General features: G+C 33.1%; 14 protein-coding genes. All 14 read right to left on the reverse strand.

Going from position 1 to position 16,901, the window contains the following annotated elements; genetic code table 11:
• Window positions 1–60: 60 nt before the first annotated feature.
• The 14 genes from J6Y29_06955 to J6Y29_07020 all read right to left on the reverse strand — a co-directional run bounded on the left by J6Y29_06955 (window position 61) and on the right by J6Y29_07020 (window position 16,899).
• On the reverse strand, window positions 61–1,281 hold the full coding sequence (locus J6Y29_06955) for a U32 family peptidase (GenBank protein MBP5427602.1): 1,221 nt from the start codon (window positions 1,279–1,281) through the stop codon (window positions 61–63).
• Complete coding sequence (locus J6Y29_06960; GenBank protein ID MBP5427603.1) at window positions 1,278–1,943, reverse strand: O-methyltransferase; 666 nt, start codon at window positions 1,941–1,943, stop codon at window positions 1,278–1,280. Before J6Y29_06960 ends, J6Y29_06955 begins: the two co-directional genes overlap by 4 nt.
• A gap of 9 nt (window positions 1,944–1,952) precedes the next feature.
• Window positions 1,953–3,041: an endolytic transglycosylase MltG gene (gene mltG, locus J6Y29_06965; protein ID MBP5427604.1), complete on the reverse strand. Its 1,089-nt coding sequence runs from the start codon at window positions 3,039–3,041 to the stop codon at window positions 1,953–1,955.
• Window positions 3,042–3,061: 20 nt separating this feature from the next.
• The gene (gene typA / locus J6Y29_06970; GenBank protein ID MBP5427605.1) at window positions 3,062–4,888 is read right to left on the reverse strand and encodes a translational GTPase TypA; all 1,827 of its coding nucleotides are present in this window, start codon (window positions 4,886–4,888) and stop codon (window positions 3,062–3,064) included.
• A 78-nt stretch (window positions 4,889–4,966) separates the two neighbouring features.
• Window positions 4,967–5,746 carry a hypothetical protein gene (locus tag J6Y29_06975; protein ID MBP5427606.1) on the reverse strand — a complete coding sequence of 260 codons (780 nt, stop codon included), beginning with the start codon at window positions 5,744–5,746 and terminating at the stop codon, window positions 4,967–4,969.
• Window positions 5,747–5,847: 101 nt separating this feature from the next.
• Complete coding sequence (locus J6Y29_06980; GenBank protein ID MBP5427607.1) at window positions 5,848–6,771, reverse strand: ankyrin repeat domain-containing protein; 924 nt, start codon at window positions 6,769–6,771, stop codon at window positions 5,848–5,850.
• A 112-nt stretch (window positions 6,772–6,883) separates the two neighbouring features.
• Entirely contained in the window at window positions 6,884–7,993 is a 1,110-nt protein-coding gene (locus J6Y29_06985; GenBank protein ID MBP5427608.1) for an ankyrin repeat domain-containing protein, read from the reverse strand.
• 81 nt (window positions 7,994–8,074) lie between these two features.
• Window positions 8,075–9,997, reverse strand: coding sequence for an ankyrin repeat domain-containing protein (locus J6Y29_06990; protein ID MBP5427609.1), 1,923 nt, complete (start codon window positions 9,995–9,997; stop codon window positions 8,075–8,077).
• Window positions 9,998–10,360: 363 nt separating this feature from the next.
• Complete coding sequence (locus tag J6Y29_06995) at window positions 10,361–11,413, reverse strand: ankyrin repeat domain-containing protein (protein ID MBP5427610.1); 1,053 nt, start codon at window positions 11,411–11,413, stop codon at window positions 10,361–10,363.
• Window positions 11,414–11,459: 46 nt separating this feature from the next.
• A complete protein-coding gene (locus J6Y29_07000; protein MBP5427611.1) occupies window positions 11,460–12,272 on the reverse strand; it encodes an ankyrin repeat domain-containing protein in 813 nt (270 codons plus the stop codon).
• A gap of 341 nt (window positions 12,273–12,613) precedes the next feature.
• A complete protein-coding gene (locus J6Y29_07005) occupies window positions 12,614–14,065 on the reverse strand; it encodes an ankyrin repeat domain-containing protein (protein ID MBP5427612.1) in 1,452 nt (483 codons plus the stop codon).
• Window positions 14,066–14,266: 201 nt separating this feature from the next.
• Window positions 14,267–14,965, reverse strand: a complete 699-nt coding sequence (locus tag J6Y29_07010) for a DUF881 domain-containing protein (GenBank protein ID MBP5427613.1) — start codon at window positions 14,963–14,965, stop codon at window positions 14,267–14,269.
• Complete coding sequence (locus tag J6Y29_07015; protein MBP5427614.1) at window positions 14,962–15,690, reverse strand: DUF881 domain-containing protein; 729 nt, start codon at window positions 15,688–15,690, stop codon at window positions 14,962–14,964. The genes J6Y29_07010 and J6Y29_07015 overlap by 4 nt, the downstream gene beginning before the upstream one ends.
• 21 nt (window positions 15,691–15,711) lie before the next feature.
• The gene (locus J6Y29_07020; GenBank protein MBP5427615.1) at window positions 15,712–16,899 is read right to left on the reverse strand and encodes a D-alanyl-D-alanine carboxypeptidase; all 1,188 of its coding nucleotides are present in this window, start codon (window positions 16,897–16,899) and stop codon (window positions 15,712–15,714) included.
• Window positions 16,900–16,901: the final 2 nt, after the last annotated feature.

Here is a 16,901-nt window from a genome sequence, read left to right on the forward strand (position 1 = left end):
TTAACATCAATCTTATAGCCACAAAACAAACCACCGATTAAACCAGTGATGATGATTATTCTAAGCTTTTTTCTCTAACATAGAATACCTTGAAACTTTTTTATCCATTTTTATGTAAACTATCATTTGTGGATGTGGAGCAACATCTATACTCTCCATATTCTCATCCCACATTTCTTTTATCTCTTGGCAAAATTTCGTGCCATCCGGGTTCATCACCTCTATACTATCCCCTAGCATAAATCTATTTCTTTGTTCTACTTTTGCGATATGAGTAAACTCATCGTACTCTAGCGCCATTCCTAAAAACTCATAGTCCCTTATATATGTACTTGTGTTATATATCTGTTCATTCCCATCCGGCTTTCTATCAAAAAATCCAGTTGTATATGCTCTATGGCTTGCTCGCGAAACTTCCTCTACTAGCGATTTATCAACTATATAATTTTCAGGATCTTTATAATATGCATCTATTGCCTTTCTATATGCACCAACTACTGTTGCAACATAAAAAGCGCTCTTCATTCTACCTTCAATCTTAAGACTAGATACTTTTGCCTTTATTATTTCTGGTATGCGTTCTATCAAGCACAAATCTTTTGAATTATAAATGTAAGTACCCTTTTCATCCTCAAATACTGGCATGTACTCACCTGGTCTTTTCTCTTCCATTAAATAATACTTCCATCTACAAGGATGCGCACACTGACCCTTATTGGAATCTCTACTGGCCATATAATTACTCAAAAGACATCGTCCTGAGTAGGATATACACATAGCACCATGCACAAACATCTCAAGTTCCAAGTCCTCTTTTGTATTATCACGAATCTCTTTTATCTCCTCAAATGACAACTCTCGGGCCAATACTACTCTTTTTACACCCATACTATGCCAAAAATTTGCACTTTTGTAATTTGTATTATTAGCTTGTGTACTAAGGTGGATCTCCATGTTGGGAGCATTTTCTTTTACTATACTAAACACACCTGGGTCAGACACCAATACCGCATCTACTCCTACTTTTGCTACCTCCTTTATGTAGCTATCCATGCCCGCTAAATCACTATTATGAGGTATGATATTCATTGTAAGATAAACTTTTTTGCCTCTTTCATGTGCAAAAGAAACTCCCTCTCTCATTTCTTGCAACGAAAAATTATCTGCATACTCCCTTAATCCAAATTTTTCTCCACCTATATAAACCGCGTCAGCTCCGTAAGATATCGCAATCTTCAATTTTTCCAAATTCCCTGCTGGTGCTAATAATTCAACTTTCATAGATAATCCTCTCCACTTCTTGCAAATTTCAAAAAACTAAGTGCCACTCCGTCGCCTATAGGTATTATAGCTGTCTCCATTGACGCATCATTACATATAGAATGCGCGTACTCCCTAAGCTTTCGTATTAATGTCTTCTTTCTTTTGTCCACAAGCTCATCACTTGCTACCATACCTTTGTATAAGACATTATCAGACATTATAATCGCACCATCATTTAGTTTATTCCTTGCTCCTTCTAAAAATTCAAAATACTGCCCCTTCGCCGCATCAATAAACAACATATCGTATTTCGCATCAATGTCTAGCAAAACTTCTCTTGCATCACCTAAAATAACATTTATCTTATTATCCAAATTAGCCCGCTTTATATTTTCTCTCGCTTTAGTCGCCATTTCATCATTTATCTCTATGGTATCTATCATACCACCTTCCTCTAACACCTGCGACATGGTAATAGCAGAATACCCTATTGCAGTGCCAATCTCTAAAATACGCTTGGGCCTCTTAATCATTCCTACCACAATAATAAACCTTGCCACCTCAGGAAGCACAATTGGCACATGCCGATCCTTAGCATATTCCTCCATCTCTTTTAATATATCTACCGACTTTGGAATCATATCTCTTATATAATTATTTATGTAATCGTAACAAATCATACTATTCTCCTATTCATTCACTTTTTTAATCGCCCTCATATGTTCTTCGTTTGTAGTGGAAAAAATATGCCCACCATCCTTTTTTGCAACAAAATAGTAGTAATCATTCTTTTCTGGATAAAGCACCGCTTCTATAGATGCCTTACCTGGGCAACATATGGGTCCTACTGGCAATCCCTCATTTAAATATGTATTATACGGGCTATCTATTTGTGTGTCACTTATACTAAGTACTGGCTTAGTTATACCATACTTGTTATACAATACATATTGTACAGTAGCACAAGACTGCAACTTTTTCATATCGGTACTATTTAATCTATTATAAAAAACTCCAGCTATTTTCCTTCTGTCAGATGGCAATTTTGCTTCCTTTTCCACAATAGATGCTAAAGTTATAACGTCTTGAATAGTCATATTCATTCTTTTTGCCCTAGTATAATACTCCTTTTCAAACTTCTTATCAAAATTTCTAAGAAACTTGTTTATAACATCCTTTGCCGATTCTGTAGCCATAAACTCATATGTGTCAGGAAATAAATATCCTTCAATCCACATGTTCTTTCCTCTCACATCATCCAAAAATTCATAATCAAAATATTCTTCATTAACTGCTCTTATAAATTCTTGTTCCCTTACTACTCCCTTACTAACTAATATGTCAACTATTTGCTTGTAGCAACTACCTTCCGGTATAGTTACCCTTACACAAACAGACTTCCCAGATAATGCATTCATTATCTGGGCATAAGAATAATCTTTTGATATTATGTGCATACCAGCCTGGTACCTACCATCGTATCCATGTATCCTGGATACGATTCTAAACACCAGTCTGCTTTTTATAACACCTGCATCAAACAAATTTTCTGCTATTTGCCTTGTCCCAGCTCCATACGGTACATTAAATCTAACAACATCAGAAACATTCGCACGAGCCAGCATACTTAAGTTATATACATCGCTTTTAGCATACTTATACGATAAACAACTCAACACCACTGCCGCTACAAGCACTCCGATACAGTAGATTTTCCTAAATTTCGACTTCCTTGTAATATCTCTTTGCTCATCTAACTCGTTTAAATCGTTCATCATAATATAACCTCTTTTATATATTAGTTTTTATTTCTTGCCTGAAACTTTGCCCTTTGCTCTGTGTTCAAAATCTTCTTCCTCATCCTTATATTTTCTGGGGTTATCTCTACCAATTCATCATCACCTATAAACTCAAGGCACTGCTCCAAACTCATCACTCTAGGTGGCACTAATCTTAGTGCTTCATCTGCTCCTGATGCTCTCATATTAGTAACATGTTTTCTCTTACAAACATTTATTACTATATCCTCTTGTCGTGCGTTTTCTCCTACTATCATGCCCTCATATACCTTCACTCCGGGCACTATAAACAAACTTCCCCTCTCTTGCGCATTGAACAAGCCATAAGTTACAGCCTCTCCATCTTCCCACGCAACCATGGATCCTCTTTGCCTTACCTGAATATCTCCTTTATATGGTTCAAATCCACTAAATAAGTGATTCATTATTCCATTTCCTTTTGTGTCAGTCATAAGCTCTGATCTATATCCTATCAGGCATCTCGATGGTATCTTAAACTCTAGCCTCATATATCCACCATTAGCTGATGTCATATTGACCATCTCTGCCTTTCTCATACCGAGCTTTTCCATAACAACTCCCATAAATTCTTCCGGAACATCTATTATAAGATACTCCATAGGCTCATGTACCTTCCCATCTATTTCTTTTAAAATTACTGCTGGCTTGGATACCTGGAATTCATAGCCTTGTCTTCTCATTGTCTCTATCAATATAGACAAATGCAATTCCCCTCTACCTGATACTTTAAATGAATCAGGAGAATCTGTTTCTTCAACCCTTAAACTCAAATTGGTCTCAAGTTCTTTATAGAGTCTATCTCTTACATGTCTTGATGTAACAAATGTCCCTTCTCTACCTGCAAATGGACTGTTGTTAACACTAAACGTCATAGATAATGTTGGCTCATCTATATCAATAAATGGTAGCGGATCCGGGCAATCGGCCGAACATATAGTCTCACCTATTGTTATATCTCCTACTCCCGACACAGCTATTATATCACCCACTTTTGAATCGCTAACTTCTACTCTCTTTAAGCCCTCGAAAGTATATAGCTTGCCTATCTTAGTTGCATCATTATTACCATTTTTTCTACATATAACGGCCGGCATTCCAACCTTTATTTCTCCTCTTTCTACCTTTCCTATAGCAATTCTTCCAACATACTCATCATAATCTATACTAGATACCAAAACTTGTAATTCACCATTCTCATCCCCCTTAGGCGATGGAACTTTATCTAGTATTGTTTCAAATAGTGGCTTTAAATCTTTCTTATCATCCCCTAAATCGTACACAGCATAGCCATCTCTCGCCGATGCATACACAACCGGGAACTCTATTTGATCATCATCTGCACCAAGCTCTATAAATAGCTCCAGCACTTCATCTAATACTTCACTAGGTCTTGCTTCTGGCCTATCTATTTTATTAACAACAACTATCGGCTTCAAATTTAACTGAAGCGCCTTTTTTAGCACAAAACGAGTCTGTGGCATTGTACCCTCAAATGCATCTACCAAAAGAAGTACACCATCTACCATTTTTAAAACACGCTCAACTTCTCCTCCGAAATCCGCATGCCCTGGTGTATCTACAATATTTATCTTTGTTTTGTTGTACCATACTGCAGTATTTTTAGCTAATATTGTAATTCCTCTCTCTTTCTCTAGATCATTTGAATCCATAACTCTTTCTGCAACTTGTTCATTCGCTCTAAATGTACCACTTTGTCTTAACAGACCATCAACTAATGTAGTCTTACCATGGTCTACATGGGCAATTATTGCCACGTTTCTAATATTTTCTTTCAAAGTACTCATTTCTTATCACCTTTTATCTCCTTCAAAATATCTTAAAATTATGCAATCATCTCATTGTACGATTTTTTTTGCAAAATGTCAAGATATTATACATCCCATATCTTTACCTTTTTGGGAGTTTCTTTCTTTTTTTATATCAAGCTTTACACCTTTTTCTATATTCCTTAGCTCTACAACAGCGTCTATATCTTTCAATGTTAATCTTTTTTCTATTTTTTCTTCACCTTTTTGTTTGTTATAAATATCTATTAATGTAGGATCCATCCCACTTGCAGGTAAAATAGTTCTATTATCATCAAGTGATATTATATCAAAATTTTCTTTTATATCGTTTATAAACTTGTCCACTCCTTTTGTGTCTAAAGTTCTTGCTATGGTTTCCTTTTGACGCAATAAGCCATTTCTAGCTTGCTCCAAATTACGCACTTTCTCCTGATCGTTTTTTCTTATTTCTGATCCATTTTCACCGTAAAAACTTCTTTCAGTAATACCCATCATATTTAAAGCAATGTCGTAATCTCTAAATAGCTTCACTCTTCTATTTATCCCATCAACAACAACATCAAGTGATTTATTAATTTCATTTGCTACAATATTATCAATTTGAGCATCATATTGAGGTTTGTATTCTACATCATTTATTCTACTACTAAGCGCTTTTAATCCTCTTAACAAAAGACACGCATTCCTTTTAGTTAACTCTTTTATTTTATCTTTCACCTCAAACAATTCTTCATTTAAGGCATCTCTATATTTGTAAGCACTCGCCACCCTATTAATTGATTCATCAAGCATAGCCACATTTAAATCTTGTATTTTTGCATCAACTGATTTTAATAATTCTTCTACATTTACCATAATATTCCCCTCCTCTTTCTTTATAACAAAACTATCTCCTTTCTTATTCCTCGTATATACATAAAAATCCTTTTTTTATAAAGATTTTTTTTGCAATTTAACTAACTATCTATCACCTTATTTTTAGACCTACTTATGTATTGACTAATGTTTTGAATTATACCCATCTCAAACTCTCTTCTTGCTGCCTTTATAAATCCCACAATTTGTTTTCTTATGTTGTCAATTTTATTAACTTCTTTGGGTGCTCTGTTCCCTTTTTTCATTTCATTCAACTTTGGAAGTAATATCTTTAAAGAATTTGCAAAGTTATTGGCCCAATCTGCTTTTACATTTTTTTCTATTATTCTATTTACCTCCATGTTTGAAACCACTTTATTATGATTCCTCCAATATGTCTCGAAAAATTTACCCAAATCATCTAATCTTTCAACATCGTTTAAATATATAGCTTTCATTAAATTTAATACTGGATATTCTTCTGTTACATCCTCATTTATATAATCCAGATACTTTTCAAGTTTTAAAATACTTGCTCCATGCTCTATAAGATATTCAGACATTTCCATATTTCTACTAAGCCATGCTCTCGTTAACGGAGTAAAACCTTTGTTATTACTAACATTAACTTGTGCTCCTTTTTCCACCAAGCACTTCACTGCCTCCATTTTTCCTCTAATACACGCTATCATCAATGGAGTAAAACCGTCTTTATCTTTCACGTCAACCTGCGCTCCTTTTTCCACCAAATAATTTACTAATTCCTTATTCCATTTACCAAAAGCGTGTCCTAATGAATTAAATCCATCTTTATCTCTCACATTTACTTTTGCCCCTTTTCCCACTAAAAACTTTACTAATTCCAAATCTCCATTCCCTGATGCATACATCAATGGGGTATAACCAGCTTTGTCAGCAATATTAACTTTTACCCCTCTTTCTAATAAAATTTCTACTTCTCTTTTATCTCCTAAAATACAAGCTCTTAACATTAATTCCTCTGGTGTAAATTTTGACTTTTTCATATTGCCTTCCCTTCTTGTTTTATAATAGTCGCCAATACATTCTACATTACCTGGCGTTTTTGCTCAATTACTTATAACCAAAAACTTCATATTTATCTGAATATTTTTTTATCTACATTGATCTTCCTTTATCCTTACCCCTAATTTCGTTAATATTTTGAATTACACCAATCTCGCGCTCTCTTCTTTCTGTCTTTATAAATTCAATAATTTGTTTTCTTATATTTTCAATTTTATCAAGTTCACTTTTTGCTCTACTTTCCTTTTTCATCTCGTCTAATTTAGGAAGTAATCTCTTCATTGAATTAGCAAAATTATTAGTAAAATCTGCTTTCATTGTCCTTTCTAGCATCCTTCCCGACTTCCCTCTTGCACTTACTATATTATGATTTCTCCAATACCCTTCAAAGAACTTGTTTAGGTCTGATATTTCCTCTAAGTCTTTTGTATATAAAGCCTTCACAAAATGCAATATTGGATATTCTTCTGTAGGATAATCAATATAATTCGTATATTCTTCTAAGCCTAAAATGTCCGCTCCTTTTTCTAATAAATACTCAATCATTTTAGGATCTGCAAAATCCTCTTCTGTTAACTTAATTAATATAGTTGCTCCATTTATATCCCGTGCATTAACATCTGCTCCCATATCTACTAAATACTTTACTATTTCCATGTTATTTATCTCACACGCACGCATTAAAGGAGTAGTTAAATTTTCATCTTTAGCATTAACGTTTGCTCCTTTATTTATCAAATATTTTACTGTTTTTAAATTGCCATACTCACATGCATACATTAATGAGTCAATACCAAATTCATTACTTTCATTAATATCCAATTTCTTTTCTTCTACCAAATATTTTACTATAGCTAATTCTTTGCTTGAACAAGCGTTGATCAATGACGTGTTATTAAACTGATCCTTTTCGTTAATATTGGCACCTTTCCCCTCAAGATATTTTACTATCTTTAAGTTTCCTCCTTTACACGCACTCATAATTACAGTTCTTCCAAATTGATCCTTTGCATTAATATCTGCTCCGTTTTCAACCAAGTACTTTACCAATTCATAATTACCACTACCACACGCAAACATAAGTGGTGTATTTTCAAAAGAATTTTTCACATTAACATTTACCTTATTTTGAACTAAACGCTCCACTTCGGTTATATCCCCGTATCTACACAATTCTAATAATTTTTCTTCTTCATTTGTCATATAACATCTCCTCTTTTCTTTTTATTTTCATCTCCTTTTCATATGTATGTATAAAAAAAATTTCTGTCTAAAGGATTTATTTTATTTACTTTTGCCTTTGGTTTTATTTCTAATCTCATAAATATTTTTAACTATATTATTATCAAATTCCTTTCTTGTTTCTTTTATAAATTCCACAATTTTTCTTCTAATCTGGTCAATTTTATTAAGTTCTTTTTGTGTCCTATCTCCCTTTTTCAACCTATCTATACTGGGAATTAACTTTCTTAACTGCTTTGCGAAAGACTTAGCTTCATCTGACTTATTAACTCTTTCCACTACTCTATCTGACTTTTTTTCTCCTTCTTCCCTATAATAACTTCGCCAATATCCTTCAAAAAAATTATCTAAATCAGGTAATTTTTCTACATTTTTTTGTGCCAAAGCCTCAACCAAGTTTAATATAGGATGTACTTCTTCTAAATAATACTCCCGTCTTACTTTTTCATTATTTATTAACTTTGAAATATTTGCTCCACACTCCTCTAATAAATACCTCACTGTTTTTCTACGTCTTGCCTCCCATGCATATACAAGTGGAACATTACCAATGTTATCCTCTTGGTTTATATTGGCTCCATGTTCTACTAAATACTTTACTATTTCCACATTTCCTCCACAACATGCCTCCATCAATGAAGTCTTCCCATTATTATCTTTTTCGTTTATATTCTCTCCTTGCTCTACTAGATACTTTACTATTCCCTCATTTTCTTTATAACATGCGTACATCAATGAAGTTTTCCCATTATTATCTTTTTCGTTTATATTCTCTCCTTGCTCTATTAGATACTTTACTATTTCCACATTTCCTCCACAACATGCATACATCAATAAAGTTTTCCCTGTATTATCTTTTTCATTTATATTTAATCCTCGCTCCATTAGATACTTTACTCTTTCCTCATTTCCTCCACAACATGCATACATCAATGTTGTTCTATTATTATTATCTCTTTCATTGATATTTGCTCCCTGCCCCTCTAAATAATCCACTACTTCTTTGTTTCCCGCAAAACACGCATACATAAATGAAGTTCTACCCTCTTTACTCTTTTCATTTATATTGGCTCCATTCTCCACTAAACACTTTACTATTTTCTCATTTCCTTCCTCGCATGCATACATCAATGAAGTTTCACCCTCACTATCTTTGTCGTTAATATTTAGTCCTCTCTCCACCAAGTATTTCACTAATTCCACATTTCCTCCACAACATGCATACATCAATGAAGTTTTCCCCTCACTATCTTTGTCGTTAATGTTTAATCCTCTCTCCATCAAGTACTTCACTATTTCCTCATTTCCTTCCTCACATGCACACATCAATGAAGTTTTCCCTGTATCCTTCTTATAGATATTTGCTCCATGCTCCTCTAAATAATAAAATATATCCTCATAACCTTTAACGCATGCGTGCATCAATGAAGTTTTCCCTTCATCATCCATTTTATCAATCTTGGCTCCATTCTCTACTAAATACTTCACTAATTCCATATCCCCTCTGCTACATGCATATATCAATGGAGTTTTTTCAAAATCATCCACTTGATTAATATTAGCTCCCATATCTACTAAACATTCTACTACTTCCTTATTCCCTTCAATGCATGCATATATCAATGCTGTATCGCCTCTTATGTCTTCGCTATTAACATAAACTCCATTCTCCAATAAATAATACACCACTTGAGGAGACCCTCCAATACCCGCATATATCAATGGAGTTCTTTTTCTATTATCTCTTGCATATATATCGGCTCCTATCTCCATTAAAAGCCACACTTTTTCAAAATTCCCTTCTTGGCATGCGTTCATTAACGGAGTTCTTCCATTATTATCTCTTGTATCTATATTGGCGTTCATTTCTAGCAAATCTGCTGTTCTATCCAATTTTCCATTTTTGCTCAATTCTGATAAACTTCCATTTTGATATAATTCTAGTAACTCTTCTTCTTTTATCATACTACCACACCCCTATTTACACACATAACCATATTCCAAAATATTACAGAAAACAAGTTCTAATATTTAATTTTTGATATCAATTAGTATTATACTATATGATTATATTTTTGTCAACAATGTGAATAAAAGTCAAAAAAAAACCTTATATTTTATACAAGATTTTTACTTTTATGCTTTGTCAATTACCTCGACCCTAAAGGGTGGTGGCTTTTAACCGAATTAATTTTTGTGAGAACTTTGTCTACATGCCCAATAGAATAATTAACGTAACACGAAAAAAATATAGACTTAATCTAGAATATCTAGCGACAATTTTCTTAATCTACGTTTAAGAAAATTATCACTAGCACACTTACCTTTTTACATATTCACTAATCTTTCCTTACCAGATGATATATTGGGTTGTTTTGATTTTTCTTTATCCAACTCTTTATCGACACATTTATCCTTTTTCCTTTTACGCATTGGTTCAACAACTTTTTTAGCAATCCCAGACTTAAAATTACAAATTTCCTTTTCCACATCCCGGCCTATTACAGACCCAAGTATTCTATAAATATCCTCTTGTCTTTTAGTTCTACAAGATACAGGATCTTTAACCCCAAAATCTTCTTCATATTTTTCACTTACATAATACGATCCTTTTTCCTTATCATTAATATAACTAGTCTTATAACTTTCCCAAACTTCATCAACAAACAAAGTCGAAATTGCTTTCATCCTAACAACAATGCTTTTTACAATATCCGGAGACTCAGATACACAAATGGCTAAATCTAAAGCTGTATGCCCTCCTTTAGTAGTTTTATAGATATCTGCTCCTTTTTCAATAAGATATTTTACAATATCACTATGCCCACGATATACAGCTTGCATAAGCGCCGTATACCCTAAATTATCTATCTCATTAATATAGTCTACAACTGATTTATAAGCTGATTGTCTAGCCAATTTTTCATCAAAATTATCTCTTATAAGTTTGTCGAAAACATATTCATATTTCTTTGTAAGTAAAACCTTAACAACATCCAAATTATCTTTCCACGGATTATCCACCGCTCTCATAAGCGCGGTTTGATAAAAATTCATATCTCTTCTGTCAATAATCGTATATTTTTCATAATCCACATTCTCTGGCCTTTTTTTAGCAGCTAACCTCTCAAAATCATATTTAATCAGAAACTCAACAATACTTTTTTGTCCATTTTCAGCAGCTAACACAAATGCCTCTTTATAATTCTTTGCTCCTTTTTTAATCAAAAATTTAACAACATCTATCCGACCATCCCATGAAGCTCGCATAAGAGCAGTCCATCCATCCGTATCTCTTTCATTAATATCTGCTGCTCCTTGTTCTAACAACACTTTTGCTCGTTCTATATTTCCTTCTTTACATGCCTTAATAAATAACACCGTATACTACCTCCTTGTTTTATACAGATAGTTATTATATAACTTCTTATGTATTTTTAATTTCCTCCTTATCGGTCTTCGCACCAATAATTTTAATATTTTCAATTGTAGCATTTTCAAACTCTCTTCGTCCTGTTTTTACAAATTTAACGATTTCTTTTCTTATGCTATCAATCTTATCAATTTCCTCTTTTGTCATATCCTCATTTTTCATCTCATCCAATTTGGGAAGTAATGTTATTAAAGTTTTGGAAAAAACATTAACTGCATCTGATCTGATTATTCTTTCGTATACCCGCTCTGACTTTGTTCTAACATTTATTATATTATACTTTCTCCAATATGCCTCAAAAAATTCTTTTAAATCCGTTAATCTTCCCATGTCCTTTTCATATATAGCTTTAATACATCTTATTAATGGATACTCTTCTGTTACATCTTCTCTCATATCCTCCACTATATTCGAAATATCTGCTCCATGCTCTATTAAATATTCTGCAATATCTAAATTACCATTTTCAAAAGCACGTACCAATGGGCTCTTTCTAAAATAATCTTTAACATTTATATCTTTCAATCTTTCCACTAGGCATTTTACTAGTTCTAAGTCGCCTTTACTACACGCATATGTCAACGGATTTTTACCACTCTCATAAGCATAATATACGTTGATATCTGCTCCTTTGTCTAATAAATATCCTGTAATTTGAACATTACCTGTGCGACAAGCAATCATAAGTAAAGTCTCTTGACATTCGTCTGTTATATCAATACTCACACCTTTTTCCTCTACTAAAAACTTAACCTTCTTTAAATCTCCCCTTCTACACGCTCTTAATATCTCTTCTCTCATTATCATACCTAAGCACTTCCTTTCTAAGCAATACACTTACATTAGCACTCTATACCTTGGTTTATGAACATATACCAGGCAAAAAGTTTTTGTCTACAACCTTTCAATGCTAAAAGAATTATCTTCCTCTCTTGTCATTTTATTTTAGAGATTTAATCCGGCATAAAGAATATACATAACTCGGATTGAATATTCCCAGCTTCCTTAAAAAGTATTCATTTAAAACAAAACTTTAGATCTCCAAATTAATTTACATTCTTTACTTGGATTTGCAAGCAAATCTTAATTGATCATCCACATAATACTAAAATTAAAAATTTTTGTCAAGGCGACAAAATAAGTTTGATTTACACCCACAGATTTTTCCCTTTATCCTTTGACTTATCTTTAATATAGGCATCAACATTTTCAATCACATTATTTTCATATTCCCTTCTCGCTTTTTTTATAAACCCAACAATTTGTTTTCTTACTCTATCAATTTTACTAATCTCATCTTGTGCAACAGTTTCTCTCTTGATCTCATCTAATTTGAAAAGTATTACTTTTAGAGAATTTGCAAAACCCTTAATCCAATTAGATTTTATCTTTCTTTCTGCCAAGCCTTCCGATTTTACCTTTATAACTATCCTATTATAATTTTCCCAATATTTATCGAAAAATTTTTCAAGGTCAACTAGTTTTTCAATATCCTTTGCGTTTATAGCTTTTACTAAATTTAATATTGCGTACCTTCTTGTTATAACATTACTCATGTTACTAATATGCCATTCCGAACCCAATATATTTGCTCCATGCTCTAACAAATACTCAGCCATTCCTGCATTGTTACCAAAAAACGCCATCATCAATGGAGTACATCTGTTATTATTACTAGCATTAATTTCTGCTCCTTTTTTTACTAAATATGTTACTAATCTCATATCTTTTCTCATACATGATATCATCAATGGGGTTTCTCCCTTTTTATTGATAGCATTAACTTTGGCTCCTCTTTTTACTAAGTACTTCGCTAATTCAATGTCTTTTCTAATACATGCCCTCATCAATGGCGTTTCCCCATTGATATTAGTAGCATTAACATCCGCTCCTATTTCCGCCAAATACTCTACTATTTCCAGACCATCTTTGTTACATGCTCTCATCAACACAGTATCCCCATATTTATCTTTCGCATTAATTTCTGCTCCATTCTCCACTAAATAATTCATTACCTCCGTATTCCTTCCAAAGTACGCCATCATTAATGGCGTTTCTCTATTTAAATTAATAACATTAACATCTGCTCCTTTTTCTACTAGATACCTCACTAATTCTACATTATCTTTAATACTTGCTTTCATCAATGGAGTATTACCGTATTTATCTCTTACGTTAATTAATGCTCCTTTTTCTACTAAACATCTTACTGCTTCTAATTTCTCTCCAAAACAAGCATGCATTAATGGAGTATATCCATCTTTATCTTTTAAATTAACTTTCACTCCATTTTTTAATAAATATTCAATCACTTCTATATGTCCCATAAAACAGGCATGCATCAATGGATTATATCCATACTCATCAACAACATTAATTTCTGCTCCTTTCTCTACCAAGTATTTTACTATTTCTATGTTCCCTCTAAAACAAGCTTCCATCAACGGAGTATACCCTTTTTTATCCCTACTATTAATTCTTGCTCCCATCTCTACCAAATATTCTACCAATTCCCTGCTACCTCTGTAACATGCTCCAATAAGTAACTCTTCTAAATCTAGTTCCATCATACTTTTCCCTCTTTCTTCATCATTTGCCATCATTTCATATATCCAGACAGTATGAGAGTAGAACATTTTTCTTAATCTACAAAAAAATCCTTCTTTAACCGAAGAATTTTAAATTGCAAAAACTATAATCTTCTCACCAGATCTAATACTCCCAATCTTTATTTTTTACTTACCCCTACCCTTTGGCAAAAAGCTTATAAATATTGTAGCCTCTACTCTATATCATATCTTTTACTCCAGTACCTTCATAAGATCCACATTAAATGCAGAACCATCATCTCTTGCCTTAGGAATAATAACTTTATCCGCTCTTTGTATTTCCACATCCAGTTTATACAAATCTCTTAATTGCTCTATTATGCCTCCTACCATACTCAACGCGTTTTCTACCTTATCTTGTGGTGCTATCGCTTTTATCTCAAATGGAGCCAAAAATTGCTTTCCATTTATTATTATATACCCGCCTGCTTCTCTTACCTCACTAGTTGCAAGGATCCTCTCTTCATTAACCGATAGTGCCTGTGCATCACTTGCTTTTAGCTCGTTTAGTAATTTTAATATATCACTTTGCTCTACCACATTGTAATATGTATTCTTTAAATTTATTATTATACCTTTACCTTCTACATCAACTAGCCCTGCTAGCATTCTAGCTCTCTCTAACTCATTCTTTAAGTTCCTCTCATATGCAGATTGGTCTCCTCTGCTTTTTTCGTACTCTCGTATTTGATTTACCAACTGCTCATTTCTCGATCTTAGACTATCATTTAAACTCTTAGCCGATATCAATTCGTCCTTTAGATATTCTATCCTAGTTGTTGTGTTCTTCTCTATTGTTGAGTTCCTATATGTACTTCTAAGTTGCCATGATAACACTAATCCCAAAAGTCCACATATCACTGCAATAAATATATTATCATTCTTTTTCATCTTTTTGACACCTCAAGCCCTGTAATTAATTTTCCTATATCATCTTTATACTTAAACACTGTTAGTTCGTTCTCCTTTCTTATATTGACACGTATATTATTAACCCTTAATTCATTTACATATTCACTATTGTTCAACCCTTCAAATAGCCTATCCGCATCCCCTATCGCTTTTATTTCAAATGGTGGAGTATATCGTCTCTTATTCACCCTAACCGTCGTTCCCGCACACATCTGCTCACTAATTGATATTATTCTCTCGTCATTTATCGATATTGCTTGGCATCCATGTATCTTAAGCTCATTTAGTATACACACCAAATCCATATCATGCACCACCATATCCTTTAAATCTCTATAATCTTCTACTATATCAAGTGTATACACATCATGTGCTGCATCATTTACTGTTATTATTATTCCTTGTCCTATTACGTCGGTTAACCCTGCCTTTTTACTTATACTCTCCCATTCTTTTTTTAACGCATCATACTCGCTTCCTAAATCATCTTTTAAATACATCTCCTCTTTTTTTAGACTATTACGTATACTCTGATTTAAGCTATCACTTATTTCCCTCTCTTTTTTTAACAAAAAAGCTATATGTTTTACCTTTGTCTCTAGTATCTTCGTCTGATCATTTGCAATGCGTACCGTCCTTACCTGAATCGTAGTAATAAAACTTACCCCAAAACAAACTATCATAACTATTATTTTATTGTTCATATTCTTCACCTTTGTAATTTTTTACTCTATACCTAACCACCTTAATATAGCTCTAAATATTCTCTTTATCCACGATGCTTTTTTTACGTCATTCTTTGCCACTATTTCCTCTTTTGCTATAACTTGATCATCTACCTTAAATTCTACTCTTCCCACAGTATCACCCTTTTTAATTGGTGCAACTAAATTATTCTCCAAAACAATATTTCTCCCAAGTTTACTTCTGTCTTTCTTTAATATTGTTACATTGACATCTCTTTTATATATGGCGTCTACATCTTTTTGTACACCACCTATAACCTTAACTTTATTCACTACTTCACCTTTTTTATTACTACTGTATAACTCTACATTTGCAAAACCATAATCTAATAACTTACTTGTTTCATCAAATCTTCTGTCTGTTGTATCTGTCCCCAACACAACCGACACCAAACTTAGAAGCCCTCTCTTGGCTGTAGTCGTCAAACAATAACCCGCCTTTGTTGTAAATCCTGTCTTTAAACCAGTTACTCCTGTGTACTTGCCAACTAATTTATTAGTATTATCTAATGAAAATTTCCCATCTCTAAATGTATCATGCCATATTGATGTTAGCTCTAATATTTCTGGATAATCATTCGCTACACAAGAAGACATAAGTGCTATATCATATGCTGTAGAATAATGCCCGTCATCAGTTAATCCTGTACAATCTAAGAAATATGTGTTGTACATTCCCAATGCTTTCGCTTTCTCATTCATTCTATCTACAAAAGTACTCTCGCTACCAGCTACTTTTTCTGCTACTGCCACCGTACAATCATTGGCCGAATGTATAGCTATCGCCTTTAACATATCTCTTACTGTAAACTCTTCACCTTCCTTTAAATAAACCTGCGACCCACCCATACTAGCTGCATACGGTGATGTTGTTACTATGTCATCCATACTAAGATTATTGTTTCTTATCTCATCTAATATAATCATCATAGACATAACCTTTGTTATACTCGCCAATGGAAGTTTCTCATCACTATTCCTCTCAAATATTACTGTACCCGTAGTAGCATCCATAAGCATAATAGACTTAGCTGTAAGACTATCTAACACTGTATTTTGAGGAATATTTAATGTCCCCCCACTTCTTATATTATCATCTGCTAGAACTGGAACAGCTGATAATCCTATGCAACATATTAATATTATACTAAAAATTTTTTTAATCAATT

The sequence above is a fragment of the Clostridiales bacterium genome (genome assembly GCA_017961515.1).
GTDB lineage: Bacteria > Bacillota > Clostridia > Acetivibrionales > RGIG10202 > RGIG10202.

Coding starts and splice junctions, on each gene's coding strand:
- J6Y29_06955 (MBP5427602.1), bottom strand. CDS start 1,281: ATGAAAGTTGAATTATTAGCACCAGCAGGGAATTTGGAAAAATTGAAG.
- J6Y29_06960 (MBP5427603.1), bottom strand. CDS start 1,943: ATGATTTGTTACGATTACATAAATAATTATATAAGAGATATGATTCCA.
- mltG (MBP5427604.1), bottom strand. CDS start 3,041: ATGATGAACGATTTAAACGAGTTAGATGAGCAAAGAGATATTACAAGG.
- typA (MBP5427605.1), bottom strand. CDS start 4,888: ATGAGTACTTTGAAAGAAAATATTAGAAACGTGGCAATAATTGCCCAT.
- J6Y29_06975 (MBP5427606.1), bottom strand. CDS start 5,746: ATGGTAAATGTAGAAGAATTATTAAAATCAGTTGATGCAAAAATACAA.
- J6Y29_06980 (MBP5427607.1), bottom strand. CDS start 6,771: ATGAAAAAGTCAAAATTTACACCAGAGGAATTAATGTTAAGAGCTTGT.
- J6Y29_06985 (MBP5427608.1), bottom strand. CDS start 7,993: ATGACAAATGAAGAAGAAAAATTATTAGAATTGTGTAGATACGGGGAT.
- J6Y29_06990 (MBP5427609.1), bottom strand. CDS start 9,997: ATGATAAAAGAAGAAGAGTTACTAGAATTATATCAAAATGGAAGTTTA.
- J6Y29_07000 (MBP5427611.1), bottom strand. CDS start 12,272: ATGATAATGAGAGAAGAGATATTAAGAGCGTGTAGAAGGGGAGATTTA.
- J6Y29_07005 (MBP5427612.1), bottom strand. CDS start 14,065: ATGGCAAATGATGAAGAAAGAGGGAAAAGTATGATGGAACTAGATTTA.
- J6Y29_07010 (MBP5427613.1), bottom strand. CDS start 14,965: ATGAAAAAGAATGATAATATATTTATTGCAGTGATATGTGGACTTTTG.
- J6Y29_07015 (MBP5427614.1), bottom strand. CDS start 15,690: ATGAACAATAAAATAATAGTTATGATAGTTTGTTTTGGGGTAAGTTTT.